Raw genomic sequence first — 14,788 nt, forward strand, 5'->3', positions numbered from 1 at the left:
GATCCCTTCGGTGCCCCTTCATACAGTGGCGGGGACACGTCACCGACCGGAGCGGACCATGCGCACCCACTACCCCCGCACCCCGCACCTCCCCTGGTCCCCGGGGGCCACGCCCGACGACGTCCGGGCCGGTGACCTGTCGGGGCTGGCGGGGCTCTGCGGGCGCGAGGTGGTGGTGACCGAGAAGCTCGACGGCGAGAACACGACCCTCTACGCCGACGGCCTGCACGCCCGCTCCCTCGACTCCGCCCACCATCCTTCGCGCGCCTGGGTGAAGGCCCTCCAGGGGCGCATCGGCCCGGGCATTCCGGCGGGTTGGCGGATCTGCGGCGAGAACCTCTACGCCCGCCACTCCCTCCCCTACGACGCGCTCGACAGCTGGTTCTACGGCTTCTCGGTCTGGGACGGCGACCGTTGCCTCGACTGGGACCGCACCGTGCGGTTCCTGACCGGGCTCGGCGTGCCGGTGCCGCGGGTGCTGTGGCGGGGCGTCCTGGACGCGCCGGCGGAGCGCGCGCTGCGCAAGCTGAAGCTCGACACCGGCCGCCACGAGGGGTACGTCGTGCGCTCCGTGGCGGGCTTCGACCGTACGGCCTTCGCCGGGCACGTGGCGAAGTGGGTGCGCGGGGGGCACGTGCAGACCGGCACCCACTGGATGTTCGCGTCCGTGGTGGAGAACGGTCTCGGCCCGGCCGCCCCGCTGTGGGCGGTCCGCTCGGGGGCGGAGCCCGACGTACCGGCCGTGCTCGCGGCCGCCGGCGTGCGACCCACCTCGTCGGCCGAGGCCGTGCCCGATGCCGTGCCCGAGGCGGAGATCGGGGCGGTGGCCGACGTCGCGGCCCGGCTCGACGTGCTGGGGCGGTCGGGGGACGCCCGGCTGGCCGGGGTGCTCGCCACCGCGCTGCACGGTGCGCACCGGGGGCTCCTCGCGCCGCGGCTCGCGGCGGCGCTCGGGCTGCCGCTCGCCCGCCGGGTGGCCGATCTCGTGGGGCTCCAGGGGCGGTTGCACCTGCCGTTCCCCGATGAGGATCGGCGGGCCGGGCTGGCGGGGATGTCGGCCGCCGCGGACCTCGGCGTGCTGCACGCGGTGGCCGGGGCCGTCGCGGGAGCGCGCGCCGACGCGGAGGGCGCCGGGGCGCGCGAGTGCGTGGAGTGGTCGGCGCTGTGGGCGCAGGAGGCGGGTCTGCTCGGCGAACGGCCCTACGGGCCACTGCGTGCGGGGCTGCGGGAGGCGCTGGCCGGGCTCGGTGCGACGGCGGCGGACCGGTGTTGGGCGCAGGCCCGGCAGGCGTGGGCCGAGGGGCGCGTCGGCGGGGTCGAGGAGGCGGTGGCCGCGACCTGGCGGTGGCGGGACGGCGACTTCCCGCGGCTGATCCAGCTGGTCGGGCCCTCGGGGAGCGGGAAGAGCACCTTCGGCCGGGCGCTGGCCGGGGTGGACGCGTACGTCTCGCTGGACGACCTGCGCTCCGCACGCGGCGCGCGCGGTGATCAGCGGGCCAACGCGGAGGTGCTGCGGGAAGGGCTGGACCGGCTCGACGCGGCGCTCGGGGCCGGGGGCACCGTGGTGTGGGACGCCACCTCGCTGGTCGCCCCGCAGCGCGCCCTGGTCGGGTCGGTGGCCCGCCGGCGTGACGCGCTGGTGACGCAGGTCGTCGTCCTGGCCGACGAGGACACGCTGCGCCATCGCAACGGCAGCCGCGCGCATCCGGTACCGGCCGCGGTCCTGGACGCCCAGCTGCGCCGGTTCGGTCCGCCGTACCCCGGTCAGGCGCACCGGACCTGGTACGTCGGGACGGGCGGCACGGTCGAGGACACCGCGGGCGGCCTGCACGACGGTGACGGGTACGGCGGTGCCGGGCCCGACGGGCTCCGCCCGCACGGCCTCCGCCACGACGGCGGGGAGGCGTGATGCGGACCAGTGAGGAGTTGTACCACCAGGTCCGTTGGGACCCCCGCTTCGATCCCGCCCGGTTCGTGCTGGGGCTGCTCCAGCGCGGGGCCGAGCCGAAGCGCGTCGCGCTGCCCTCCTTCGTTCCGGGCGGCGACGTCCCCTGGCACCGGGTGCTGTTCGTCGAGGCGGACGGCGAGCTGGTGTGGGACCGGGCCACCGGCGTGGACCGGATCGAGAGCTCGGGTGCCGGACGGGCGCGCGCGCCCCGGCTGCTCCGCGCGCCCTTCTTCACGGCGCGGACGGCGCACGCCTGGGATCCGGCGCGCGGCTGGGTGCCGGTCGGTGACGCCGTGCCCGCCCCGCCCACGGCGGCGGTGGTGCGCGTGCTCACCTGGAACACCCTGTGGGACCGCTACGACGGACCCCTCATCGAGACGGCGCGGCGGCGCCCGCTGCTGCTCGCCGAGCTGGCGACCGCGGACGCCGATGTCATCGCGCTCCAGGAGGTCGAGCCCCGGCTGCTGGAGATGGTCTTGGCCGAGCCCTGGGTGCGCGCCTCCTACACCCTGGGCGGTTCGCCGCGGGCTCGGGACGTGGCCGACACCGGCCTGCTGTTGCTGAGCCGGATTCCCGTGCGCGAGGCGGGAGTTCACTCGCTGGGCTCGCACAAGGGGGTCACCGCCGTCACCGTGGAGACGGTGGCGGGCCCACTGGTGGTGGCCGCGACCCACCTCAGCAGCGACCACTCCACGGACGGCGCGGGTCGCCGCGGCGCCGAACTCGCCCGGCTCGCCGAGGGATTGGCGGGGATCGACGGCCACGTCGTGCTGATGGGCGACTTCAACGACGGGCGCGGGGGCGACGCGGGACCCGCCGCGGCGCTCGGGCTGCGCGACGCGTGGGCCGAGGTGCACGGGGAGGCGGACACCACCGCGACCTTCGACCCGACGGTCAACCCGCTGGCCGCCGTGGGCTCGCTCAGCGGGCGCGGGGCCAGGCTGGACCGGATCCTGCTGCGGGGCGGGGCCTCGGCGGCCTCGGCGGCACTGCGCGGGGACCGGCCCGCCACCTCCGACGGGTTGTTCGTGTCCGACCACTACGGCGTGGAGGCCGCGCTGGACTTCGGCGCGTGCGCAGCCGCGCCGGCGGGGAGCACCGCAGCGGCGTGGAGCGACGCACCCGAGGGGAGCGACGTACTCGAGGGGGGCGACGTATCCGGAGGGGCGGACCGGAGCCGACCGGCCGTGCTCGACCTGGCGCCCACCGCGCGGACCGCCGTGGCCTGGATCCCGCCCGAGCAATGGTGGCCTGCCGTCCAGGAACTGCGCCGGGAACTGGACCCGCGGGTGGACCGCTGGCCGCCGCACGTGAACCTGCTGTTCGGGTTCGTCCCGGAGTCCGCGTTCGAGCGGGCCGCCGCGGTGCTGGCCGAGGCCGTCACCGGGGTGCCCGCCTTCACCGCGCGCCCGGCCGGGGTGCACTCCTTCGGGCAGCGCGAGGACGCGACGCTGTGGCTGGACCCGGCGGCGGGCGGGGAGGCGCCCTGGCAGGAGTTGCGGGCGGCGCTGGTACGGCGCTTCCCCCGCTGCGCGGGCCGCGCCGACGGCTTCACCCCGCACCTGACGCTGGGGCGGAGCACGGACCCCGGGCGCGCGGCGGCCCGGTGCGCGGACGCGCTGGCCGCGCCCCCGATGGGGGCCGCACGGGTCGGTTCGCTCGCCGTGCTGTCCCGACGGGGCGGGGAACCGATGCGGGTGCGCTTCACGGTGGCCCTGGGCACGGGCGAGGTCCGGTGGCTGCCGCAGGGCCACGACCGTCCGGCGCGCCCTGTCGCCCCTGTCGACCCGGACGTCACCGACGGTCTCGCGCGGGCCGTCACGGAACGGCTGGCGCGGGCGCTGCCCGAGGGGGTGGTGGAGGTCACCGGATCGCGTCGGATGGGCTGCGCCCTGCCCGGCGCGGACCTGGACCTGGTCGCGGCGCTGGCGGGGCGGGTCGATCCGGCGCGGCTGCGCGAGCGGGTGCTCGCCGCGCTGCCGGAGGCGGTCGACGTCCGGGAGGTGCACGGAGCCCGGGTCCCGGGACTGCGGCTGCGGGTCGGTGCGTTGGACGTGGACCTCGCGGTCGTGGCGAGCGCGGGGATCGCGCCCGACGCCGCGGTGGCCCGGCGGGCCGAGCTGGGCGGCGGCGCGGCGCTCGCGCTGAGCGCGGTGAGCGACGCCGAGGCGGTGCGCCTCGCCGTGGGCCCCGCGCACCACGCCGCCTTCGCCGAACTGGCCCGCCGGGTCAAGGAATGGGCACGGTCCCGCGGCCTGGACCGCGCCCCCTTCGGCGGCCTCCCGGGCCTGGCCTGGTCCGTGCTGGCCGCCCGCACGGTGGCACAGCACCCCGTGGAGCCGACCGGGGAGGTGCTGCTGCGGGAGTTCTTCGGCGGTTGGGCCGCCTGGGACTGGCGGCTTCCCGTGGCGCTGCGCGGCGCCGACGGTACGGGTCCGCAGGACGCCGGTGCGGGCGACGGGGGCGGCGCGCCGGTCACCGTGCTGACGCCCTCCGCGCCGGTGCGCAGCTGCACGGGCCAGGTCGGGGCCGGCTTCCGCGACCTCCTGGTGCGGGAGCTGTACCGGGCCTGGGAGATCACGGAGAGCGGTCCGGGGCCCTGGCCCGAGCTGCTCGACCCGCCGCCGCTGCACCGGCGACACGCGGCCTGGGCCCAGGTCACCGTCCGCGCGGGAGGCCCCGGGGAGCCCGGAGCGCTGCCGGGGAAGGTCCGGGGCCGGATGCGGGCGCTGGTCACCGCGCTGGAGGAGGCGGGCGCCGTGGACGCGCACGCCTGGCCGCACCCGTTCCCGTCGGAGCCGGGCGTCGTCCGGTACGCGATCGGCCTGGGGGCGACCCCGCCGGACGCCGGGCGGATCGCCGCCATCGGCGGGCGTTGGGCCGCCGGGCTGGCCGGCGTCGAGGTGGCCCTGGTCGCGGGCGGCGAGGTACCGACGCCCGAGGTACCGACGCCCGACGGGTCGCGGCCGTTCCGGACCTCTCCGGACAAGTAGCGAAGGCACTGCCCCCAAGAAAGGGGGCAGTGTCGCCATTTCCCGAACACACTGCGCACAGCGGGCCTCCCGGGTCTCCTCGGGCACGGCCGGACGGATCCGTTGGGAGCCTTAGCCAAGCGCCCGCGACTTTTTTCGTCAATACTTTTCACAAGGATTGAAGAAACCCCAAGTTCACAGGCCTGACGCGTATGTGACGCATCGACGGATCTTCAGTTCATGAACGCTGAACCTCTTGACGGCCCCACCCGGGGGCAGTTCACTCACGCTTCGATCCCCCCGGATCCCCGACGTCAGGAGTACCTCCATGCGATTGCTCTCCGATCGGCCGCCGCGGTTCACCGCGGCGGCGCTCGCCGCCGCGCTGGTCGCGGCCCTGCTCATGCTGCTGCCCGCCACCGCCGCCCAGGCCGCCCCGACGCTGCTCTCCCAGGGCAAGCCCGCGACCGCGTCCAGCATCGAGGGCGCGGGCACCCCGGCCTCCGCCGCGGTCGACGGCGACAACAACACCCGCTGGTCCAGCCAGTTCGCCGACCCCCAGTGGATACAGGTGGACCTGGGCGCACCGGCCCAGCTCAGCCAGGTCGTCCTGCGCTGGGAGGCCGCGTACGGCAAGGCGTACCGGATCGAGCTGTCCACCGACGGCGCCAACTGGAGCACCGCGTACACCACGGCCGCCGGCACCGGCGGGGTCCAGACGCACGACCTCAGCGGCACCGCCCGCTACGTCCGGGTGTACGGGACCCAGCGCGGCACCGGTTACGGCTACTCGCTCTTCGAGTTCCAGGTGTACGGGACGAGCGGGGACACCGGCCCGACCCTGCCCGGCGGCGGCGACCTCGGCCCGAACGTGATCGTCTTCGATCCGTCCACGCCGAACATCCAGGCCAAGCTGGACCAGGTCTTCGCCCAGCAGGAGTCCGCCCAGTTCGGCTCCGGGCGCTACCAGTTCCTCTTCAAGCCGGGCACCTACAACGGCCTCAACGCCCAGATCGGCTTCTACACCTCGATCTCGGGCCTCGGCCTGAACCCGGACGACACCACCATCAACGGTGACGTGACGGTCGACGCGGGCTGGTTCGGCGGCAACGCCACCCAGAACTTCTGGCGCTCGGCCGAGAACCTCGCGCTGAACCCGGTCAACGGCACCGACCGCTGGGCCGTCTCCCAGGCCGCCCCGTTCCGCCGGATGCACGTCAAGGGCGGCCTCAACCTGGCCCCCAACGGCTACGGTTGGGCCTCCGGCGGGTACATCGCCGACTCCAGGATCGACGGCCAGGTCGGCAACTACTCGCAGCAGCAGTGGTACACCCGCGACAGCTCGATCGGCGGTTGGAGCAACTCGGTCTGGAACCAGGTCTTCTCCGGCACCCAGGGCGCGCCCGCGCAGTCCTTCCCGGACCCGCGCTACACCACGCTGGACACCACGCCCGTCTCCCGCGAGAAGCCGTTCCTGTACCTGGACGGCTCCGAGTACAAGGTGTTCGTGCCCGCCAAGCGCGTGAACGCCCGCGGCACGTCCTGGGGGAACGGCGCCCCGCAGGGGACGTCGATCCCGCTGAACCGCTTCTACGTGGTCAAGCCCGGCACCACCGCGGCGACGATGAACCAGGCGCTGGCCCAGGGCCTGCACCTGCTCTTCACCCCCGGCGTCTACCACGTGAACCAGACCATCCAGGTCAACCGCCCCGACACGGTGGTGCTGGGCCTCGGCCTCGCCACGATCGTCCCGGACAACGGCGTGACCGCGCTGAAGGTGGCCGACGTGGACGGGGTCAAGCTCGCGGGCTTCCTCGTCGACGCGGGCACCGTCAACTCGCCGAGCCTGCTGGAGGTCGGCCCGGCCGGCACCACCACGGACCACGCGGCGAACCCGACCACCGTCCAGGACGTCTTCATCCGGGTCGGCGGCGCGGGCGCGGGCAAGGCCACGTCCGGCATGGTGATCAACAACCACGACACCATCGTCGACCACACCTGGATCTGGCGCGCCGACCACGGTGACGGGGTGGGCTGGGAGACCAACCGCTCCGACTACGGCTTCCGGGTCAACGGCGACGACGTCCTGGCCACCGGCCTGTTCGTCGAGCACTTCAACAAGTACGACGTGGAGTGGAACGGCGACCGCGGTCGCACGATCTTCTTCCAGAACGAGAAGGCCTACGACGCCCCCAACCAGGCCGCCGTGCAGAACGGTTCGATCAAGGGCTACGCGGCCTACAAGGTCGCGGACTCGGTGACCACCCACGAGGGTTGGGGCCTGGGCAGCTACTGCTACTACAACGTCGACCCGTCGATCCGTCAGGACCACGGCTTCGAGGTCCCGGTGAAGCCCGGCGTGAAGTTCCACGACCTGCTCGTCGTCTCGCTCGGCGGCAACGGCCAGTACGAACACGTCATCAACAACACGGGCGCCGCGACATCGGGCACCTCGACCACCCCGTCCACCGTCCTCTCGTTCCCCTGATCCACCCCTGACCCCCGCAGGACGCGGGGCGGCCCGGCGGCCGCCCCGCGTTTTCCGGGCCGTGTGAGAGAGCGCTCTCCCACCACCCCACCCGAAGGAGCCGACCCGATGAAACTCCGACCGCGGGCCCTGTCCGCCTTACTCGTCTCGGTCGCCTGCGCCGTGACCGCCGCCGCCGGTCTGGGCCTGACCACCCTGACCGCACAGGCCTCGCCCGACTCCGGCACCTCGGCCCACCTGGGCATGGACCACTCGGCCGTGGCCCCGCTCGCCGGTGGCGACGACCCGGACGGCGACGGCTACATCCCCGCCGTACCGCAGGTCACCGGCGTGACCCCGTCCTGGAACAACCCCCCGGACCGGTACTTCCACGAGTTCCAGGCCAACTGCGCGGTGAGCAGGACCGCACCGGACGACCCGATCGTCTACGCGGGCCGCCCCGGGGCCTCGCACAACCACACCTTCCTGGGCAACACCACGACGGACGCCTTCAGCACCACCGCCTCGCTCAGCGGCGGCGGCACCGCGTGCAACGCGCCCGGCGACCTGTCCGGCTACTGGATGCCGACGCTCTACAACGGCAGCCGGCCGGTCCTGCCCACCGGACCGCAGGTGATCTACTACAAGACGGGCGTCACCGACTACTCGAGCGTGCGGCCCTTCCCCAAGGGCCTGCGGTTCGTCGTCGGCAGCCCGACCCAGACCGCGGCCGAGTTCCGGGCCCACAAGGGCTGGGTCGAGGGCTGGGAGTGCGGTGACAGCTTCAAGAACGTCGAGTTCCCGGCGAACTGCCCGGCCGGCACCCAGCTCAACATCCGCATGCAGTCCCCGAGTTGCTGGGACGGCAAGAACCTCGACACGCCGGACCACAAGGCGCACATGGCCTACCCGGTGGTGAAGCCGGGCAACAACGACAATGTCTGCCCCGCCGACCACCCGGTGGCGCTGCCGATGGTCGAGTTCAAGATGGCCTTCCCGGTCAGCGGGGACATGTCGCAGGTACGGCTCTCCAGCGGGGCCGGTCACACCTTCCACTACGACTTCTTCAACGCGTGGGACGACCGGACCCTGAACGCCCTCGTCGAGCACTGCATCAAGGGCGGCCTCCAGTGCAACGCCCGCGGCTACGACGAGACCCACCCCGCGGCCGGCGCCGTACTCGGCCCCGACTACCGCCTCCCGTAGCTCACCCACATCCCCTCCCCCCACCCCCTCCAAGGAGGTCCTGCATGCACTCCCGCATGCGCACCCTCACCGCGGCAGCCCTGCTCGCGGGAGCCGTCACCGTCCTGCCCGCACTGCCCGCGCACGCCGCGGGCAGCGTGGTCAAGGTGACCGGCTCCCAGGGCAACTGGCAGCTCCAGGTGGACGGTTCGCCGTACCAGGTCAAGGGCGTCACCTGGGGCCCGTCCCCGGCCGACGCCGCGCGCCTGCTGCCCGACGTGAGATCGCTGGGCGCCAACACCATCCGCACCTGGGGCACCGACGCGAGCAGCAAGCCGCTGTTCGACGCGGCGGCGGCCAACGGGATCAAGGTCGTCGCGGGCTTCTGGCTCCAGCCGGGCGGCGGCCCGGGCAGCGGCGGCTGCACCAACTACGTCACGGACGCGACCTACAAGAGCACCATGCTCGCCGAGTTCACCAAGTGGGTGCAGACCTACAAGGACCACCCGGGCGTGCTGATGTGGAACGTGGGCAACGAATCCGTGCTCGGACTGCAGAACTGCTATGCGGGCACCGAGCTGGAGAACCAGCGCAACGCCTACACGACCTTCGTGAACGACGTGGCGAAGGCCATCCACCGCATCGACGCCAACCACCCGGTGACCTCGACCGACGCGTGGGTGGGCGCCTGGACGTACTACAAGCGCAACTCCCCCGACCTCGACCTGTACGCCGTCAACTCCTACAAGGAGGTCTGCGGGGTCAAGCAGGCCTGGGAGCAGGGCGGTTACAACAAGCCGTACATCATCACCGAAACCGGCCCGGCCGGTGAGTGGGAGGTGCCGAACGACGCGAACGGGGTGCCGCGGCAGGTCGGCGACCAGGCCATGGCCGACGGCTACACCAACGCGTGGAACTGCGTCACGGGCCACCGGGGGGTGGCGCTGGGCGCGACCGTGTTCCACTACGGCACCGAGTACGACTTCGGCGGGCACTGGTTCAACCTGACCCCCGCCGGGGAGCGCCGCAAGGCGTACTACGCGGTGAAGCGGATGTACGGCGGGAACACGGCCGGCGACGACCTGCCGCCGACCGTGTCCGTCCCGGCGGTGGCCGACGCCTCGGCCGTGCCGGCCGGCAAGGAGATCACCATCCAGGCCCCGGCGACCGACCCGGAGGGCGACCCGCTGTCGTACGAGGTCCTCTGGGGCGGCAAGTACGTCGACGGGGGCGGCGGGCTGCTCTCCGTGGCCTCGGGCCCGCTGGGAAGCGGGACCATCAGGGCCACGACCCCGGCGAAGACCGGGGTGTGGATCCTGTACGTCAAGGTCAAGGACGGGCGCGGCAACGTGGGCGTGGAGCAGCGCTCGGTGCGGGTCGTCCCGCCGCCGGTGTCGGGGACGGACGTGGCGCAGGGCCGACCGACCAGCGCCTCCACCTTCCAGAACGACAACTGGGGCGGCTGTCCGTGCACCGCGGCGCTGGCCACGGACGGACGCAACGACACCCGGTGGGCCAGTAGTTGGGCCGATCCGCAGTGGCTCCAGGTGGACCTGGGCGCGGTGAAGCAGCTGAAGCACGCCCAGTTGGTGTGGGAGACGGCGTACGGGAAGGCGTACACGATCAAGGTCTCCGACGACGGGCAGACCTGGCGCACGGCGTACGCCACGTCCACCGGGGACGGCGGTATCGACGACTTCGACATCGCGGCCTCGGGGCGGTACGTGCGCCTGGAGATGAGCCAGCGCGGCACCGGCTACGGCTACTCGCTGTTCCACTTCGGCGTGTACGCCTGATCCTTCCGGTCCCCGCCACGCTCCCGTGAACCCCGCGCGCCGCCCCTCCTTCCCGCCAGGGCGGCGCGCGGTCACGTCCGTTTCCGGGCGCGCCCGGGCCCGGGACCCCGGACCCGGAAGGGGTGCTCAGACCTCGACGACGATCTTGCCCGCGGTGTGTCCGTCCTGGCTGAGCGCGAAGGCGGCCGCCAGCTCGGACAGCGGGAAGGTCTCCGCGACGGTGACGGACAGCTGCCCGGCCTCGACCAGGCGCGCCAGCTCCGCGAGGTCGGTTCCGACCGGGCGGACCCACATCCATTCGCCGCCGGCGCCCAGCACGCCCGGGTCGGCGATCGAGGCGTGCCGGCCGCCGTCGGCCAGGACCGCCCGGGTGACGTCGAGGACCCCGCCGACGAAGTCGGCGACCACGCTCACCCCGTCCGGGGCCAGGGCGCGGACCCGGTCGGCGAGGCCGTCCCCGTAGGCGACGGGTTCGGCGCCCAGCTCGCGCAGCCGGTCGTGGTTGCGGGGCGAGGCCGTGCCGATGACCCGGGCGCCCAGGGCCCGGGCGATCTGGACGCCGAAGGAGCCGACCCCGCCCGCCGCGCCGTGCACCAGGACGGTGTCGTCCTTGCCGGTGCCCAGGCGGGTGAGCAGCTGGTAGGCGGTGAGCCCGGCCAGCGGGAGTCCGGCGGCCTCGGCCCAGCCGAGCGTGGCGGGTTTGTGCGCGAGGGCGCGCACGGGCACGGTGACGAACTCGGCGAAGGTGCCGCCGTGCACGTAGTCCTTGCGGGCGTACGCCATGACCTCGTCGCCCGTGGTGAACTCGGGGGTGTCGATGCCGACGACCTCGACCGTGCCGGCCACGTCCCAGCCCGGGACCACCGGGTACACCACGTCCATGAGGCCGTCGAGGCCGCCCGCCATGATCTTCCAGTCGACCGGGTTGACCGCGGCGCACCGCACCCGGACCAGGACCTCGCCGGGTCCCACCTTGGGCACCGGCAACCGGGTCTCGGTGAGCACCTCCGTCCCGCCGTACGTCTCGTACGCCATCGCCCGCATGGTGCCCTCGCTGTCCTCGGACATGCGCCTCGCCTCTCCGTGAGCTGGTGGAACGGCCCCCGGACCCATCCCACCACGAAACGCCGTGCCCGTCCCCCGAAGCGGGACGGGCACGGCGCGCTCTGGTGGGCCGGTGCGGGGCCGGTCAGCGGCCTTCGTCGTGGGCGGCGCGGTGGGCTTCGATGACGGAGGCGTAGTGGCGGCCGCTGGCCTTGACGGTGCGCAGCTGGCTGGCGAAGTCGACGTGGACGAGACCGAAGCGCTTGTCGTAGCCGTAGGCCCATTCGAAGTTGTCGAGCAGCGACCAGGCGTAGTAGCCGGCCAGCGGGGCGCCCCGGCGGGCGGCGCGGGCGCAGGCGGCGAGGTGGGCGTGCAGGTAGGCGGTCCGTTCGGGGTCCGTGACGCTCCCGTCGGGGGCGACGGCGTCGGGGTAGGACGAGCCGTTCTCGGTGACGTGGAGGCGGCGGGCGCCGTACTCCTCGGTGAGGCGCATGAGCAGGGTCTCGATCCCGTTCGCGTCGACCTCCCAGTCCATGCCGGTGCGGGCGACGGCGGGTCGGTCGATCTGGCGGGCCCGGGGGGCCGGGCCGTCGGGGTCGTCGGTGACGTACTGGGGGAAGTAGTAGTTCAGCCCGAGCCAGTCGAGCGGCGCGGCGATGGTGGTGAGGTCTCCGGGGCGCTCCGGCAGGTCCACGCCGTACACCTCGCGCATGTCGGCGGGGAAGCCGCGGCCGTGGACCGGGTCGAGCCACCAGCGGTTGACGTGGCCGTCCATCCGGCGGGCGGCGGCGAGGTCGGCCTCGCTCCCGCTCGCGGGCTCGACGGTGGATAGGTTGTTGACGATGCCGATCCGGGCGCCGGGGGCGGCGGCGCGGATGGCCTGTGCGGCCAGGCCGTGGCCGAGGAGCAGGTGGTAGGAGGCGCGCACGGCCGCGGTCAGGTCGGTCAGGCCGGGGGCCATCTTGCCTTCGAGGTGGCCGATCCACGCCGAGCACAGGGGTTCGTTGAGGGTGGTCCACTGGGTGACCCGGTCGCCGAGCCGTTCGGCCACCTGGGCGGCGTACGCGGCGAAGTGCTCGGCGGTGGCCCGCTCGGGCCAGCCGCCGCGGTCCTGGAGGGCCTGCGGCAGGTCCCAGTGGTAGAGGGTGACGGAGGGCTCGATGCCCGCGGCCAGCAGGGCGTCGGTGAGCTGGTCGTAGAAGTCGAGGCCCTTGGGGTTGGCCGGACCGTCGCCGCCGGGGACCACGCGCGGCCAGGCGACGGAGAAGCGGTAGGCGTTGGTCCCGAGGCCGCGCATCAGGGCGACGTCCTCGCGCCAGCGGTGGTAGTGGTCGCAGGCGGTGTCGCCGTGGTCGCCCCCGGCGGTGTTGCCGGGGGCGTGCGCGAAGGTGTCCCAGATGGACGGCGAGCGGCCGTCCTCGTCGACGGCGCCCTCGATCTGGTAGGCGGAGGTCGCGGTGCCCCAGGCGAAGTCGCGGGGCAGCGCGCCGAGGTCGATGGGCTGGTGCTCGCTCACGTCGGTCCTTCCGGGGCGGATGATTTCGGTGGTCACTTGACGGCTCCCGCGGTGAGTCCCGCCACCAAATAGCGCTGGAGCAGCAGGAATCCCGCGACGACGGGGATGCTGACGACCAGTGAGGCGGCCATGATCTGGTTCCAGTACACGTCGTTCTGGGTGGAGTAGCCCTGGAGGCCGACGGCCAGGGTCCGGGTCTCCTGGTTGGTCATGACCGAGGCGAAGAGGACCTCGCCCCAGGCGGTCATGAAGGAGTACACGGCGACGGCGACGATGCCGGGGACCGCGGCCGGGACGACGACCCGCAGCAGCGCGCCGATCGGGCCGCAGCCGTCGACGGTGGCGGCCTCGTCGAGGTCGCGCGGCACCGAGTCGAAGTATCCGATGAGCATCCAGATGGAGAAGGGCAGGGAGAAGGTGAGGTAGGCGAGGATCAGCCCGGCGCGGGAGCCGTAGAGGGCGATCCCGGTGGCGTTGCCGACGTTCACGAAGATGAGGAAGAGCGGCAGCAGGAAGAGGATGCCGGGGAACATCTGGGTGGAGAGCACGGTGACCGTGAAGACGCGCTTGCCGCGGAACTGGTAGCGGCTGACGGCGTAGGCCGCGAAGACGGCGATGACCACGGAGGCGGCGGTCGCCGAGCCGGCCACGATCAGGGAGTTCACGAAGTACTTGGCGAGCGGGACGGTGTGCCAGATGTCGATGTACGGGCGGACGGTGAGCCCGCTGGGGATCCAGTGGAAGGCTCCGGCGACGTCTTTGAGCGGCTTGAGCGAGCTGGTCACCATGACGTAGACGGGCAGCACGACGAAGCCGGTGAGCAGCGTGAGGAAGACCGCCCGGACCGCTTGGAAGGAGCGGGCCGGGGCGAGCGGGGACCTGCGCCGGGCCTCAGGCATCGGCCTTGTTCCTTCCGCGGCTGGTGACGAGCAGGTAGACGGCGGTGACCAGCAGCAGGAAGAGCAGCAGCAGGACGGACATCGCCGAGCCGGTGCCGAAGTTCCAGGTGACGAAGCTGGCCTGGTAGATGTGGATGGAGATCAGGTCGGCGGCCTGCGGGGCCGACTTGCCGAAGAGGACGAACGGCGTGTTGAAGTCGTTGAAGGTCCACAGGAACAGCACCAGCACCAGTACCTGGTTGACGGGCCCGATGGAGGGCAGGGTGATCCGCCGGACCTGTGACCAGGTGCCGGCGCCGTCGAGGGCGGCGGCCTCGTACAGCTCCTTGGGGATGTTCTGCAGGGCGGCCATCACGATGAGGAAGGCGAAGGGCCAGCCCTTCCAGACGGACACGATGAGCAGCGCCCAGAAGCTGTTGTCGCCGAGCAGCCAGAAGGTGTGGTCGCCGCTCATGCCCAACTGGTCGTGCAGGACGTGGTTCACCAGGCCGTTGTCCCGCTGGAACATGAACCCCCAGGTGATGACGGCGGCGTAGACCGGGAGCGCGTACGGGACGAGGAACAGGGCGCGCAGGAAACCGCGGCCGCGGAAGGCGTCCTGCATGAAGACGGCGGCGGCGGTGCCGATGGACCAGCACAGGCCCACCGAGAGCAGGGTGAACTCGCAGGTGGTGAGGAACGAGCGGAGCAGGGCCTCGCCGACGGGTGCGTCGACGTCGACCGCGAGGGAGTAGTTGTCGAAGCCCGTCCAGGGGGCGCGCGACCACTCCCGGATGAAGAACTGGGTGAGCTGGCGGAAGCTCATCAAGATGCCCATCACCATCGGGACCAGGTGGATGAGCAGTTCCATCAGCAGGGCGGGCAGGAGCAGCAGGTAGGGCAGGGCGGTACGACGCAGCCGTCCGGTGCGGCGCACCCGGGCGGCGGTGCGGCGTACCCGCCCCGCGGTGGCGGAAGTCAT

Annotated in this window: 9 protein-coding genes; 5 read left to right on the forward strand and 4 right to left on the reverse strand. The window is 73.1% G+C overall.

Annotation, left to right across the window (positions count from 1 at the left end; genetic code table 11):
* The first annotated feature begins 58 nt into the window (after positions 1-58).
* The 5 genes from ACIQWR_RS07910 to ACIQWR_RS07930 all read left to right on the forward strand — a co-directional run bounded on the left by ACIQWR_RS07910 (position 59) and on the right by ACIQWR_RS07930 (position 10,368).
* The gene (locus ACIQWR_RS07910) at positions 59-1,909 is read left to right on the forward strand and encodes an RNA ligase family protein (protein ID WP_404005875.1); all 1,851 of its coding nucleotides are present in this window, start codon (positions 59-61) and stop codon (positions 1,907-1,909) included.
* On the forward strand, positions 1,909-4,941 hold the full coding sequence (locus ACIQWR_RS07915; protein WP_404005876.1) for a poly(A) polymerase: 3,033 nt from the start codon (positions 1,909-1,911) through the stop codon (positions 4,939-4,941). Before ACIQWR_RS07910 ends, ACIQWR_RS07915 begins: the two co-directional genes overlap by 1 nt.
* Positions 4,942-5,248: 307 nt before the next feature.
* A complete protein-coding gene (locus ACIQWR_RS07920) occupies positions 5,249-7,408 on the forward strand; it encodes a discoidin domain-containing protein (RefSeq protein ID WP_404005877.1) in 2,160 nt (719 codons plus the stop codon).
* 108 nt (positions 7,409-7,516) lie between these two features.
* Positions 7,517-8,593 (forward strand): DUF1996 domain-containing protein, encoded by a 1,077-nt coding sequence (locus tag ACIQWR_RS07925; protein WP_404005878.1) that lies wholly within the window; start codon positions 7,517-7,519, stop codon positions 8,591-8,593.
* 44 nt (positions 8,594-8,637) lie between these two features.
* Positions 8,638-10,368 carry a discoidin domain-containing protein gene (locus tag ACIQWR_RS07930; protein WP_404005879.1) on the forward strand — a complete coding sequence of 577 codons (1,731 nt, stop codon included), beginning with the start codon at positions 8,638-8,640 and terminating at the stop codon, positions 10,366-10,368.
* Between the two features lie 126 nt (positions 10,369-10,494).
* On the opposite strand, the gene ACIQWR_RS07935 is transcribed toward ACIQWR_RS07930, so the two are convergent.
* The 4 genes from ACIQWR_RS07935 to ACIQWR_RS07950 all read right to left on the reverse strand — a co-directional run bounded on the left by ACIQWR_RS07935 (position 10,495) and on the right by ACIQWR_RS07950 (position 14,788).
* Positions 10,495-11,412 carry an NADP-dependent oxidoreductase gene (locus tag ACIQWR_RS07935; protein WP_404006391.1) on the reverse strand — a complete coding sequence of 306 codons (918 nt, stop codon included), beginning with the start codon at positions 11,410-11,412 and terminating at the stop codon, positions 10,495-10,497.
* A 145-nt stretch (positions 11,413-11,557) separates the two neighbouring features.
* Positions 11,558-12,964, reverse strand: a complete 1,407-nt coding sequence (locus tag ACIQWR_RS07940) for a GH1 family beta-glucosidase (protein ID WP_404005880.1) — start codon at positions 12,962-12,964, stop codon at positions 11,558-11,560.
* Entirely contained in the window at positions 12,961-13,827 is an 867-nt protein-coding gene (locus tag ACIQWR_RS07945) for a carbohydrate ABC transporter permease (protein WP_404005881.1), read from the reverse strand. The genes ACIQWR_RS07940 and ACIQWR_RS07945 overlap by 4 nt, the downstream gene beginning before the upstream one ends.
* Positions 13,820-14,788 carry a carbohydrate ABC transporter permease gene (locus ACIQWR_RS07950; protein WP_404005882.1) on the reverse strand — a complete coding sequence of 323 codons (969 nt, stop codon included), beginning with the start codon at positions 14,786-14,788 and terminating at the stop codon, positions 13,820-13,822. Before ACIQWR_RS07950 ends, ACIQWR_RS07945 begins: the two co-directional genes overlap by 8 nt.

Source organism: Streptomyces sp. NPDC098789, from assembly GCF_044759975.1.
Classification (GTDB): Bacteria; Actinomycetota; Actinomycetes; order Streptomycetales; family Streptomycetaceae; genus Streptomyces.